The organism is Asticcacaulis excentricus CB 48, from assembly GCF_000175215.2.
Lineage (GTDB): Bacteria > Pseudomonadota > Alphaproteobacteria > Caulobacterales > Caulobacteraceae > Asticcacaulis > Asticcacaulis excentricus.
Genome location: NC_014817.1, coordinates 389,972 through 403,776 on the forward strand (window position 1 = coordinate 389,972; position 13,805 = coordinate 403,776).

Below are 13,805 nucleotides of genomic sequence, written 5' to 3' on the forward strand. Positions count from 1 at the left end.
CATGCAACGCAGACAATTCCTGACCGCTTTGGGGGCCACCAGCTTCGCGGCATTGGCGACGCCCGCTTTGGCCGAGATTCCGCCCATGTCGCCACAGGTGGCGTCCGGCCTGCGGCTGCCGCCGCAACAGCGCGGTTTCCGCTCGGCGGCGGTCGAAGCCACCATCGCCAGGGCCCGGCGTGCTATCCGTAATCCGGCTCTGGCGCGGCTGTTTGAAAATGCCTATCCCAACACGCTCGATACAACGGTCGAACTGGGGGAGGTCGATGGTAAGCCCGACACCTTCGTCATTACCGGCGATATCAAAGCCCTGTGGCTGCGCGATTCCTCGGCGCAGGTGACGCCCTATCTGCCGCTGGTTACGGAGGACAAGGCGCTGCAACGCCTGTTTGTCGGTCTGATACATCGTCAGTCGCGCTGCATTCTGATCGACCCCTATGCCAATGCCTATATGCACGACCCCAAGGCGCGCACCAACCTTTCGTGGTCGCAGACCGACTTTACCGACATGAAGCCGGGCGTAGCCGAGCGCAAATGGGAAATCGACTCGCTGTGCTATCCGGTGCGCCTGTCCTACCTGTACTGGCGTCAGACCGGGGATGTCAGCGCTTTTGACGACACCTGGCGCGCCGCCATGCACACGGTGGTCGATACTTTCCGCGTGCAGCAGCGCAAAGAGAATAATGGTCCTTACCGCTTTCAGCGCACGGCATCCGAACCCACCGAGACGCTTGCCCGCGGCTACGGGGCCCCGACACGCAAGGTCGGTTTGATCCATTCCGGCTTCCGCCCGTCCGACGATGCCTGCCTCTATCCCTTCCTCATCCCGGCCAATCATTTCGCGGTCGTGAGCCTGCGGCAATTGGCGGAACTGGCCGAGCCGACAGGGTTGGGGACGGCGTTTGCGCAGTCCTGTCTGGCGCTGGCGCAGGAGGTCAGTGACGCCCTGAACGCCTATGGCCGCCTCAGCGCGCCGGACGGTGGCGACATGTGGGCCTATGAGGTCGATGGCTTCGGCAATGGCCTGTTCATGGACGACGCCAATGTGCCGAGCCTTCTCAGCCTGCCCTATCTGGGGGCCTGTCGGATCGACGATCCGCTCTATCAACGCACCCGACGCGCGGTGTTGAGCCGTCGCAACCCCTACTATTTCGAAGGCAAGGTCCTGTCCGGTGTCGGCAGCCCGCATTCGGAACCTGAGACGGTGTGGCCCATCGCCCTGATGATGCAGATACTGACCACGCAGGACAAGGCGGAGCAACGCGCCTGCCTTGAGGGGATTTTGCGGGCCTCGGCCCCGCGCGGCTTCGTCAATGAGTCGGTGCATAAGGATGACGCCGGTCATTTCACCCGCTCATGGTTTGCCTGGGCCAACAGCCTGTTCGGAGAGACGGTGCTGACCCTGATGCGGACTGCCCCCGACCTTCTGTGACCTTGTGATTTGCCGCGATACCCCGCGACTATGGAGTGCCTTTCGATGATCAATCGCCGTTCGCTTCTGGGGGCCGCCTCGGTGGCTTCTGTCCTGCCGGTTCAGTCTCTGGCCGCCGAAGATGACCTGTGCGCCCATGTCGATCCCTTTATCGGCACGGGCGGCCACGGCCACACCTATCCGGGCGCGACCCTGCCGTTCGGCATGGTGCAGTTGTCGCCGGACACCAGCAATAATGGCTGGGATTCCTGTTCCGGCTATCACGTCAAGGACGGCTCGATCATGGGCTTTTCGCACACCCACCTTTCGGGGACGGGCTGCGCGGACATGCTCGACTGTCTGGTGACGCCGCGCACCGGGCCGGTGGTGCTCAATCCCGGCGAACCGGGCCAGATCGAAGGCAGTTACCGCTCGCGCTATACCGAAGAAGTGGCCAGCCCCGGTTACTACGCCGTCACCCTGACCGACAGCCGCGTGCGCGCCGAACTGACGGCCACCTTGCGCACCGGCTTGCATCGCTATGTCTTTCCAGCGGGGGAGGCCGGTCACCTGCTGATCGACTGGGCGCATGGGCAGCGCAACTGGTGGGAAAAATCACCAGCGACCAAGCTCGATAACACAAGTCTGCGTCTGATTGGCAATGACACGCTGGTGGGTGGGCGTCAGGTCTTCATGTGGGCGGGTGGGCGCTGGATATTCTTCGCCCTGAAACTGTCGCGGCCGTTCAGCCGCGCCGAACTTTATCAGAACGACGCCTCCGTCAGCGGCACGGAGGTTGCCGGTGGTAAGCTGAAATGCGCGCTGCATTTCGACGAGGCCGGATCGGCGCCGCTGCTGGTCAAGGTGGGGATTTCGGCTGTCGACATAGAGGGTGCGCTGAAAAACCTTGAGGCCGAACAGCCGGGCTTTGATTTCGAGGGCACGCGGCGGGCGGCGCATCTGGCGTGGCAGGACGAACTGTCGCGCATCCGCGTGGACCTCAGCGACCCCGGTGACCGTAAGGTCTTCTATACGGCCCATTACCACAGCCTGCTGGCGCCGACCCTGTTTTCCGACATCGATCGGCGCTATCGCGGCATGGACAATCAGGTGCACCTCCTGAAACCCGGCGAAGAGAACTATTCGACCTACAGCCTGTGGGACACCTATCGCGCCGCGCACCCGCTCTACACGCTTACCCAAGGGCCGCGCTTGCCCGGTATGATCGGCGGTCTGGCGCGCATGGGGCAGGAAAACCCGGCGGGCGCGCCCATCTGGCCGCTTCAGGGGCGCGAAACCGACACCATGATCGGTTACCACAGCGCCGCCGTTCTGGCCGAAGCCTGCGTCAAGGGCGTGCCCGGCGTGGACTATAAGGCCGCCTATAAGGTGATCCGCAAGCGCGCCTTCGATGACGATGTGCACGGCTTTGGCCTCTATCGCCAACTGGGTTATATCCCGGCGGACAAGGTCGATGAGTCCGTGTCGCGCACGCTGGAGTTCGCCTATAGCGACTGGTGCGCCTCTAAGCTGGCGGCGGCGGTAGGCGCGCATGAGGATGCACGCAAATTGCGTGAACGTTCAAGAAATTATCGTAATCTCTTTGACTTCTACATCCACTTTATGCGCGGCAAAAAGGCCGATGGTTCCTGGGTGACGCCTTATTTCCCGCAGTCTCTGGGCCACGATCAGAAGCGCTGGCGCGACTACACGGAAACCAATGGCTGGCAGGCGACCTTCCTCAATCAGCACGACCTCTACGGCTATATGCGGATGTTCGGCGGCGAGAAGGCATTTGAGGCCAAGCTGGATGCGCTATTTAATGCGCCGTCTGACCTTGATCACGGCTCGCTGGACGACATCAGCGGGCTGGTCGGGCAGTACGCGCACGGCAATGAGCCCAGCCATCACGTCGCCTATCTCTATGCCTATGCCGGGGCCCTGCCGAAGACGCAGTCGCGTGTGCGGATGCTGATGAAGGCCATGTACCGCGCTGAGCCTAACGGGCTGGAGGGCAATGAGGATTGCGGCCAGATGAGCGCCTGGTACGTGCTGAGCGCGCTGGGGCTATATACGGTTGATCCGGTCAGCGGTGTCTATGTGTTCGGCTCGCCTCTGGTCAATCGCGCCCGCCTTGCGCTCGGTAACGGGCGGCATCTGAGTATTGTCGCCGAAGGCAACGGGCCGGATAAGGTTTATGTCAGCGGCGTGCGCCTGAATGGTAAGGCGTGGAGCCGGTCGTGGATTGCCCACGATACCCTGATGCGCGGTGGCGAACTGCGCTTCCTGATGAGCGCCACGCCCAACCCGGCCTTCGGGGCGCGGCTGGCTGACCGCCCGCCGTCCTTCGTGTGATGCGACGCTTACTTTGCTTGTGTGTGTGGCTGTGCCTGTCGGCGTCACAGGCAGTCGCGGCCAACCTGATCACCGCGCCGGACGCCAGCCCGCAGGCGCAGACCACGACGGCGTGGTTCCGGGAGGAGCCGGCGCTGGGTGCCTTAAAAGGGCAGGTGGTGCTGGCGCAGCGGTCGCAGGTGGCGGCACTTTTGCCGCCCAAGGTGCGTGCTGCGTGGCAGGACTGGAGCCGCACCCTGCCGGCCGCGCGCCCGGAAGCCTATGCCTTGTTTTCCAAAGACAACTGGCTGATCATCGCCGGTGACGATGATCGCGGCCTGATGTTCGGTATGGGCCATGTGCTGCGCAAGGCGCTAGAGCGGAATGATTTCTACCGGAATCATTCCGTTCATGCCGCCATTGAGGCGGCGGCCAAGGTGGCGCAGCCACCGCCCGGCGAGGGGCTAAACAAAAATCCAGATCATTATGTTTCCATGAGAAATCATAATGATCTAGAGGGGCGGGTGCGCGGCCTGCCGCTCTATGTAGTGCCTGACAAGGCCATTCGCGCGCATCAGATCGGCTACCGTTTCAAGAACAACAGTTATGATGCTTTTACGCTGCCTGTGTTTGAGCGCCACCTGCGCGACCTTATCGTGTTCGGCACCAATGGCCTGCAATGGATCGCGCCCATTTCAGACGACGCCGCCGAAAGCCCGCTGTTTCCGGCACCGGCGCTGGACACCCTGATCGGGGTGTCGCGGCTTACGGAGCGTTATGGCGTCGATTTTCACCTCTATTACCCGCAGATGATGGCCGACTATGGCGACCCGGCGCAAAGAGCGACGGAGCTTAAACGCTTTGAGGCACTGGTGCGCGCCACACCGTACATAAGCAGTCTGTTCATTCCCGGTGGCGACCCCGGCCATACCCAACCGGATATCCTGTTCCCCCTGATCCGTGATGAGGCGGCGATCCTGCGCCGCTATCACCCGAAGGCGACGGTGTGGGTGTCGGCGCAAGGCTTTGACCGCGCGCAGTATGAGCGTTTCTACGCCCTGATGGCAGAAGAAAATCCATGGTTGACCGGTGTCTTTGTCGGGCCGCAGTCGCGCGACACCGTGTCGGTGCAGCGGGCCCGCATTCCGGCGCGGTACAAGGTGCTTTTCTATCCGGACATCGCCCATACCCTGCACGCGCAGTTCCCGGTGCCGGGCTTTGATGCGGCCTTCGCCCTCACCGAAGGCCGCGAACCCATCAACCCGCAACCGCAGGCCCAAGGCCATATCTACCGCCATTTCGCCGCTGATTTTGAGGGCTTTGTCACCTATTCCGAAGGCGTGACGGACGATGTGAACAAGATGTTGTGGGTGGGTTTCGGAATGGATCGTGCGCAAACGCCCGCCACCATAGCGGCGGATTATGGGCGCTATTTTCTGGGGGACGCGCGGTTCGGGGCGGTGCTGGAAGGTCTGGAGCGCAACTGGCGTGGGCCGTTGCGCCGAAACCGCGACATCTCGCGCACCCTGATGACGCTGAGGACCTTACCGCGACGCGATAACTGGCGGTACGACATGCTGGCCTATCGTGCCCTCTATGACGCCTATGTGCAGCGGCGCGCTGTGGCGGAGACGCAGCGTGAAGATGAAGCCTATAAGTCGCTGTTTAAAAATGACTTTCAGGCGGCGCGTGTTGCGCTGGCGACCCCTGACGATGCAGACACTCTGGCCCTCCGCACAGAGATTCAGGCACTGGCCGGACGGCTGTATGAGGGCATCGGTCTGCAACTGAGCGTGCGGCTTTATGGGGCGTCCAACTGGGAGCGCGGGGCCAATCTCGACCGGCTTGAGGTGTCGCTGAACGACCGGGCGTGGCTGACCCGGCAGCTGGCTGAGATCGAAGCTCTGCCCGAATCCGCGCGCGCTGAACGTCTGGAGGCGCTTTTACGCCGGGATACACCGCCACCCGGCGGGTTTTACGATGATCTGGGTGATCCGCAGGCCTCACCACATCTGGTGCGGGGGGGCGACTGGGCCGACGACCCGCAGCGCATGGCGGGGGCCATAGACAGCATTGCCGACCGCACGCCGGATGATGGCTGGCGGCTGGCGTGGATCACCTATGCCGAGGCGCTGTACGAAACACCGCTGGAGTTGCGTTATGAGGGGCTTGATCGTGCGCGCGCCTATCGCTTGAAGGTGGTCTATGCTGGCGAAGACTATGCCCTGCCGCTGACGCTTGTGGCCAATGATACGGCGACCCTACACGCGGCCCGCACCCGCCGCAGCAATCCGGAAACGGTAGAACTGGATCTGCCGCCAGAGGTCACGGCCACAGGTCGCCTTAGCCTCAAGTGGTTTCGCCCGGAAGGGCTGGGCGGTTCCGGACGCGGACGGCAGGTGGCGCAGGTCTGGCTCTATCCGCGATAAGCCGCCTGCGCCGTCCGTTACCGCGTAATAACGCCTACGCCGCTGAAGGCTACGGTCGGCTTGTCCTGTACAGCGCGCGGCAGAACCAGTTTCAGGTAACGCCCCTTATGCGGCGCATCGAAGCGGATGCGCTGTTCGCTGCGGCTATTGGCGATGTTGGAGAATTCGCCTTCGCCTGCGGGTGCAAAGGTTTGACCGTCAAGGCTGACAGAGGCGATGTAACCCGCCGGCGCCCCCATCTGGGCCACCGTGTTCACGTCCAGATAGATGTCCTGAACGCCGGGTGTTAGGGTAAAGCCCTTGAGGTCATAGACCTTGCCCAGATCAAGGATCAGTTCAGCGGGTTGGCCCTTGCGTCCGACAAAGCCCTTACCATCGAGCAGCGCGTTCGGCGTCTCGCTGCTGGCCGAGACCGTGCGCCAGCCGACCGGGGCCACATCGAACAGCGCGACCGAGGCCGCGCTTAGCACTTTACGCGCCGGGCTGAAGGCCACGGCCCGCACCTGACCGCCTTCGGGCAGGGGGAAGGGGGCGCTGAACGGCGTCGAAGCGGTCGTCGGCGCGCTGCCATCCAGGGTGTAGAACAGGCGGACATCGCTTTCGGCGGCACTGAGACTGACCAGCCCGGCACGGTCGCGTTTGATGACCGGTTCTTCCAGCACAGGTGGCATCAGGAACAGGCCGAAATCGCCAAGAACCGGCGAGGCAGCCGCCTTGAGGATGCGGATACGTACAGCGCGCGTCGTGACGGGGGCGGACAGGCGCGTCAGGCGCTTATAGCCGATATAGGTGTGGGTTTGCAGGGTACGCCAGCGGCCGTTTTCGAGGATGTCGATAGCGAAATCATCGACGCGCACGCCCTTGCGGATGTCTTCGGCGGTGCGGATGACGTCAAAGGTCTGCGCCTTGGGCAGATCGAAGCGAATCCACGCCCCGGCCTTGTCCGAGGTGCGCGCCGCCCAGAAGCCATTGGCTTTCAGGGCCTGCGCCGGATCGAACCCCTCGCCATAGGTCGAGGAGGCGGTCACCCTGGCTCCGGTGGCCAGATTGCGGGCAAAGGTCTTGTCCAGAATGGCTTTCCAGCCGCTGAGCGAGGCCACATCCGCATCGGGTACGCGGCCGCGGCGGTCCGGGGCCAGATTGAGCAGCAGGGTCGTACCGCGCCCGACCGACTCGAAGTAGACGCGCGTCAGATTGGCCGGCGTGCGCGGGCTTTCGTCCGCGTGCCAGAACCAGCCGGGCCGGATCGAGGTATTGGTTTCCGCCGGGTTCCAGATGTTGCCGCCGCGCACACCGGCATTGCCCTTGGCCATGGTGTAGGGGGTTTCATCGACTGTGGGCCAGCAGGGGTCACCGGCCTGACCATGCTCATTGCCGACCCAGCGCACATCCATGTGCTCATCGGCAAACATGACGGCGTGCGGCTGGTTTTTGCGCACGATGGCGCGCACCGTGTCCCAGCCGTAATAGGTGAGGGCGTCGATCTTGCGCCGTTCGCGCGCCCCACCGTAATAGCCGTCACCGCCATTGGCCCCGTCGAACCACACTTCAAACAGTGGGCCGTACTGCGTGGTCAGTTCTTCGAGCTGATTGTGATAGTATTCGACATAGGCCGGGCGGCCATATTCCGCGTGGTTGCGGTCCCAGGGCGACAGATAGACGCCGAACTTCAGACCATGCTTGCGGCAGGCTTCGGCCATTTCGCCGACAATGTCGCCCTTGCCGTTCTTGTAAGGGCTGAACTTGACCGAGTGCTCGGTATAGCGGCTGGGCCACAGGCAAAAGCCGTCATGGTGCTTGGCCGTCAGGATAATGCCTTTCAGACCACCGCCTTTCGCAGCCAGAACGATCTGGTCGGCACTGAAATCGGTCGGGTTGAACAGGCTGACGGGCTCATCGCCATAACCCCATTCGCGGTCTGTAAAGGCGTTCATGGTGTAGTGCATGAAGCCGTAGGTTTCGAGCCGCTGCCAGTCGTACTGACGCACCGACGGTGTCGCGCCGAAGGGGGTGGGGCCTTTGGGGGCGCGGGCCAGGGCCGGGCCGCCGACCAGACCAGCGAAAACGGACAGGGACAGGGTGCGACGATCCATTATCATGGCCAATTTGCCTCTTTGGTTCATAATTGGTAACATCCTAATTCAGCCGGGATTGATTGCAAGCCTTAAAGTCAGACGCTTCCTATTTTGCTTTTAATGCTGAAAACACAGGCATTCGTATGGTCAACGGGTGCACAGGCGGGTTAGATCAGGGGGGTGAACGCCGCGATTTCGATCGTCATTGGCCTTAGGATTTTGGCAAGCAAATGTATTTAATATGTATTGTCTGTTTCGGCTGCGATTGATATCGCCACCGTATACGATTTCCGTTTTGCGTGTGGGGACAACGCGCAAAGACTTAAAATGCAAACTTCTAATTGACTGAAAGCCAGAAGACCCACATGAAATGGGTAGGAAACGACTGGATATGACATGAACGAGTCAGCTCTGCGCTCTGCCTTTCTGAAAGATGATGGCGGCCACGCCTACCTGCTTATCCGCAATGCCATCCGCGACGAGATCGCGGGAGGTAAGCTGAAGCCGGGGGCGGCGCTTGCGCCTGAGCGTGAGTTGTGCGTGCTTTATGGCGTATCGCGCATCACCGTGCGTAAAGCCGTCGAAGGGCTGGTCGAAGAGGGGCTTCTGACGCGCACGCGGGGTTCGGGCACCTACGTGTCCATGCCCTCGATTACGCGAGTTGAGAAGAATTTTGCCATTCTCACCTCGTTTTCCGAGGATATCCGCTCGCGTGGCTATAAACCATCAAGCATCTGGCTGAAAAAGACCACCAGTATGACCACGCCCGAAGAGGCGCTGGCGCTCGGTCTGTCGCCGGGGTCGCTGGTCCACCGCTTTCACCGCATTCGTTGCGCCGACGGCGTGCGCGTCTGTCTGGAGTTCGTCGTCGTCCCGGCGCAGTTCCTGCCCTCGGTCGATGTGGTGCAGGAATCGCTCTACGAAGCCATGGCCGCAGCGGGCAGCCGTCCGGTGCGCGCCCTGCAACGCCTGCGCGCTGCGCCCCTCAGTGAGGCGCATTCGGAATTGCTGGGCGTACAAACGGGGGAATGCGGCCTGTTTATCGAACGTCGCGGCTTCCTGTCCAACGGTACGGCGGTCGAATTCAGCCAGTGTTATTATCACGGCGAAGCTTACGACGTTATCGCCGAACTGGGCTGATCCGGCTTTCTGATCCCAAACGTCTTTTGTCTCTGAGAGCGATCCGGCGGTGGCGTCGAATCGCCGCCGTCTTGCGTGCGGCTGTGCCCTTAGCCGGGAGGGTAGGATAGACGCATCTTCGATCCCGAATCCCGCATTGTGAAGGTGCGGGCTATGGACAGGCGCAATTTTCGCCTATACCTAATACCTATATAGAACCTCTGTATTACCTTTGAAGGACCTGACCATGGGATTGAAGTCAACCCGTTGTTCGCGCTGGCTGGCCTTACGCTGGTTTGTGTGCGCCGTCAGCGCGCCCATACTGTGTGCAGCAGGGGTGACTGCACAGGCGCAACCGGTGGCCACGGCACCAGCGGTCTATCCCACGCCACAATCCCTGACCCTGACCGGGCCGGACCTCAAGCTGGGGACGTCGCTGTTGCTGGTACGTGGTGATAAGGTCGATGCCGAAACCGAAGCGCTGGTGCGTCGCGTTCTGACGGCGGCGGGCGTGGATACGGTTCGTGTGGTAAAGCGCCTCCCCAAGCGCTTTGCGGGCGACTATGCGCTGATCGGCACGGTCAACGATGCCGTGGTCAAGGCCGCGCTCAACGCCACTGGCACGACAGCCCCCACACGCGCCGAGTCCTATGTGCTGACGATGCGCCAGCAGGCCTCCGGGGCGCTGATCGTGCTGGCGGGTGCCGATGCCGACGGTCTCTATTACGCCGCCCAGAGTCTGCGTCAGATTGTGGCGCAGGGCCGCTTCCCGGCGCTGACGATCAGTGACTATCCGTCCATGCCGGTGCGCGGCACCATCGAAGGCTTCTACGGCAAGCCCTGGAGCATGGCTCAGCGCGCCGCCCACATTGAGTTCCTGTCGGGGCTGAAGGCCAACACCTATATCTACAGCCCCAAGGATGACATCTATGCGCGCGACAAGTGGCGCGAGCCCTATCCGTCGGAGACGTTAAAGGACCTGGGGAACCTTGTGGCGCAGGCCAACCGGCAGCATGTCAACTTCGTCTATGCCGTCTCACCGGGGCCGTCCATCTGCTACAGCGACCCGGCCGATCTGGCGCATATTCGTGCCAAGTTCGCAGCCCTGCGCGGCGTTGGGGTGCGCAGTTTCTATGTGGCGCTCGATGATATCGAGTATAAAAAATGGAACTGTACGGCCGATGAAGCGGCCTTTGGACCTTCGGGTGAAGAGGCGGCGGCGAAGGCGCAGGCCAGTCTCCTGAACGCCGTGCAGGCCGATCTGGCCGCCAGTGGGCACGGCGAACTGATCATGGTGCCGACGGAATATTACGATGCCAAGGTCTCGCCCTATAAGACCGCTCTGGCCGCGACGCTCGACCCACGGGTGGTGATCCAGTGGACAGGGACGGACACCGTGCCCCCGTCGATTTCGGTGGCTGATGCGCGCAATGCCACCAAGGCTTTCGGGCGCAAGACGCTGTTGTGGGACAATTATCCGGTCAATGATTTCGGTGAGTCTGCTGGTCGTCTGCTGATGGCACCTTACGCGCGGCGTGAGGCCGGCCTGTCGGCGGAACTGAGCGGCATCGTCTCCAATCCGATGAATCAGGAGGTGGCCAGTCGCCCCGCGGTGACGGGGCTGGTGGCCTTTGCGTGGAACGATCAGGGCTATGACGCCGAACGCACCTGGCGGGCGGCGGCGCGTGATCTGGCCAGGAATGATCCGCAGGTGACGCAGGCGCTTCTGACCTTTTTCGATACGCAGCATCTGGCGCCCACCTTTGGCAATCAGCCGTGGCAGGCGCAGGCCCCGCAACTGAGGGCCGCCATCAACCGCGTGCGCGATGCGTTGGCGGGGACAGATATAGCCGAGCGGCAGGTGGCGCTGAACGCCCTGTCGCAACGGGCCGATGATCTCGCCAATGCGCCCGACCGCATCCGCACCGGGGTTACGGATAAAGGGTTTGTGGAGGAAGCGGCCCCGTGGCTGGCGGCCACTGCTTTTTGGGGCAAGGCTTTGCGCCTGACCGTGGAGGGTCTTGAGGCCACCGATGCCCAAACGGCTGCGGATCGCTTTGCGGCGGCGCAAGGACTGGCGGCCGAGGCGTCAAAACTGCGCACCATACCCGGTGCCACACGCCCCGAAGGCCCGATCAGGATCGCCGATGGCGTGCTGGATGTATTTATCAATGAGGCCCCGAAGCTGATCTATTGGCCGGAAAAGGCGAAATGATCAGTTCTATGAGATAAGCTCGGCCCCTGACGTGCAGGCTGTGTTGTTGAGACGCCCGCACCAAGGCACTCCGCTACTTAGGAGACTTTCTCAGGAGGAGGAAGCGCACACCAAGGCCATGGCCTGAGGCGCGTCACACGCCAGTAAAAGTTCCGCCTGTGTTCTTTGGCGTATGTGCGTAAACCGCTGAATTTGTGAGAAGGTTATGGTGCCGGTTGCAGGATTCGAACCCGCGACCTGATGTTTACAAAACAACTGCTCTACCAACTGAGCTAAACCGGCACGCTGCGAGTCATGAGGTCTGTCGCAGACAGGGCCGTCCTTATGCCGGGAGCCATCGCAGAACGCAACGGATTTGGCGGCTTCGCCACAGATTTTTTCGTGTTTTGGCCATCAAACCTGTGTGCAGGGCGGCAAAATGGTCTAAAGGACAAGCCGATTTCCTGAGTTTTAGAGGGTCTGAGCATGTCCCGCATTCTGATCACTTCCGCGCTGCCCTACATCAACGGCATTAAGCACCTCGGCAATCTGGCCGGGTCCATGCTGCCTGCGGATGTCTATGCCCGGTTCATGCGGGCGCGCGGGCATGAGGTGCTCTATATTTGCGCGACCGACGAACATGGCACGCCGGCTGAGCTGGCCGCCGCCAAGGCCGGACAGGATGTCAAGACCTATTGCGACGAGCAGCACCTGATCCAGAAGACCGCTGGTGAGGCGTTCGGGCTCAGCTATGACTGGTTCGGTCGTTCCAGCTCGGAGGAAAACCGGCACCTAACTCAGGCCTTTTGCGAGGCGCTGGATCGTAACGGTCTGATCGAGGAACGCACGGATAAGATGGTCTATTCCATCGACGACGGGCGTTTCCTGCCGGATCGCTATGTCGAAGGCACGTGTCCGCATTGTAAGTTCGAAAAGGCGCGCGGGGACCAATGCGACAATTGCGGGCGGCTGCTCGACCCCACGGACCTGATCAATCCCTATTCGGCGGTGTCGGGGTCGCGGAACCTTGAGGTGCGCGATACCAAGCACCTTTATCTGCTGCAAACCAAGGTCGAGCCGCAGTTGCGGGCGTGGATCGAGTCGAAGACGCAGTGGCCGCAACTGGCCAAGTCCATCGCCATGAAGCACCTCGACGAGGGGCTGATAGACCGCGGCATCACGCGCGACCTCAAATGGGGCGTGCCGATAACCAAGGACGGAAAGCCCAGAGATGGCTTTGAAAACAAGGTCTTCTACGTGTGGTTTGATGCGCCGGTGGAGTATATCGGTGCCACGCAGGAATATTTCAATGCGAAGGGAAATGCCGACGGCTGGCAAAGCTGGTGGCGCCTCGATCAGGGGGCGGTCGACGTCACCTATGTGCAGTTCATGGGCAAGGACAATGTGGCGTTCCACACGGTGAGCTTCCCGGCGACCATTATCGGGTCCAATGAACCGTGGAAGATGGTGGATACGCTGAAGGCGTTTAACTGGCTGAACTGGTACGGTGGCAAGTTCTCGACCTCGATGAACCGCGGCGTGTTCATGGATCAGGCGCTGGAGCTTCTGCCGGCCGATTACTGGCGCTGGTATCTTATTTCGCAGTCGCCGGAAGGCTCTGATTCGTCCTTTACCTGGGAGCAGTTCCAGAGCGCCGTGAACAAGGATTTGGCCGACGTGCTTGGCAATTTCGCCAACCGCATCCTCAAATTCACCGAGTCGAAGTTCGGCGGGGTGGTGCCGGAAGGCGGCGAGGCGGGGCCTCAGGAACAGAAGCTCTATGCCGATTTGTCGGCCTTGCTGGCGGAGGCGACCGAAGCCTTTGAGGCCATGGAAATGCGCAAGGCGGCGCAGGCGGTGCGCCGCATCTGGGTGCTAGGGAACGAATATCTTCAGGAGGCCGCCCCGTGGACGGCTTTCAAAACTGATGTCGAGCGCGCGGGCGTCATTGTTCGCCACGGCCTCAATCTGGTCCGCCTCTATGCGGTGCTGGCCCAGCCTCTGACGCCGTTTGCGGCGCAGTCCATTGCCGACTGTGTGGGCGTCGAACTGCCGCTCGACTGGCCCACGACGGACGCTCAGGCGGAACTGTCCAAGCTGCCCGGCGGCGCGGCTGTCAAATCGGGCGAGGTGCTGTTCAAAAAGATCGACGACGACATGGTCGCCGATTGGGCCGCGCGCTTTGGTGGCAGTGACGCCGCCTGAACAATAATTCATTAGCGAACAAAGGCGTTCGGACATAT

At 61.8% G+C, this 13,805-nt stretch carries 7 protein-coding genes and 1 tRNA gene; 6 read left to right on the forward strand and 2 right to left on the reverse strand.

Annotated elements, in window-relative coordinates; translation table 11 throughout:
* Position 1 precedes the first annotated feature (1 nt).
* The 3 genes from ASTEX_RS13485 to ASTEX_RS13495 are packed head-to-tail and all read left to right on the forward strand — an operon-like array spanning position 2 to position 6,174.
* On the forward strand, positions 2 to 1,432 hold the full coding sequence (locus ASTEX_RS13485; protein ID WP_013480189.1) for a glycoside hydrolase family 125 protein: 1,431 nt from the start codon (positions 2 to 4) through the stop codon (positions 1,430 to 1,432).
* 45 nt (positions 1,433 to 1,477) lie between these two features.
* Entirely contained in the window at positions 1,478 to 3,766 is a 2,289-nt protein-coding gene (locus ASTEX_RS13490) for a GH92 family glycosyl hydrolase (protein ID WP_013480190.1), read from the forward strand.
* Positions 3,766 to 6,174, forward strand: a complete 2,409-nt coding sequence (locus ASTEX_RS13495) for a hypothetical protein (protein WP_013480191.1) — start codon at positions 3,766 to 3,768, stop codon at positions 6,172 to 6,174. Before ASTEX_RS13490 ends, ASTEX_RS13495 begins: the two co-directional genes overlap by 1 nt.
* Positions 6,175 to 6,191: 17 nt before the next feature.
* Here the strand turns inward: ASTEX_RS13495 and ASTEX_RS13500 are convergent, their stop codons facing one another.
* Positions 6,192 to 8,273 carry an alpha-L-fucosidase gene (locus ASTEX_RS13500; RefSeq protein WP_013480192.1) on the reverse strand — a complete coding sequence of 694 codons (2,082 nt, stop codon included), beginning with the start codon at positions 8,271 to 8,273 and terminating at the stop codon, positions 6,192 to 6,194.
* A 372-nt stretch (positions 8,274 to 8,645) separates the two neighbouring features.
* Here ASTEX_RS13500 and ASTEX_RS13505 point away from each other — a divergent pair, with 372 nt between their 5' ends.
* Both ASTEX_RS13505 and ASTEX_RS13510 read left to right on the forward strand, forming a co-directional pair.
* A complete protein-coding gene (locus ASTEX_RS13505; RefSeq protein ID WP_013480193.1) occupies positions 8,646 to 9,389 on the forward strand; it encodes a GntR family transcriptional regulator in 744 nt (247 codons plus the stop codon).
* Between the two features lie 226 nt (positions 9,390 to 9,615).
* Positions 9,616 to 11,583, forward strand: coding sequence for a glycoside hydrolase family 84 protein (locus ASTEX_RS13510; protein ID WP_013480194.1), 1,968 nt, complete (start codon positions 9,616 to 9,618; stop codon positions 11,581 to 11,583).
* 206 nt (positions 11,584 to 11,789) lie between these two features.
* On the opposite strand, the gene ASTEX_RS13515 is transcribed toward ASTEX_RS13510, so the two are convergent.
* A tRNA-Thr gene (locus ASTEX_RS13515) sits at positions 11,790 to 11,865 on the reverse strand.
* Positions 11,866 to 12,048: 183 nt separating this feature from the next.
* On the opposite strand from ASTEX_RS13515, the gene metG reads away from it, so the two are divergent.
* On the forward strand, positions 12,049 to 13,767 hold the full coding sequence (gene metG / locus ASTEX_RS13520; RefSeq protein WP_013480195.1) for a methionine--tRNA ligase: 1,719 nt from the start codon (positions 12,049 to 12,051) through the stop codon (positions 13,765 to 13,767).
* The last annotated feature ends 38 nt before the right edge of the window (positions 13,768 to 13,805 follow it).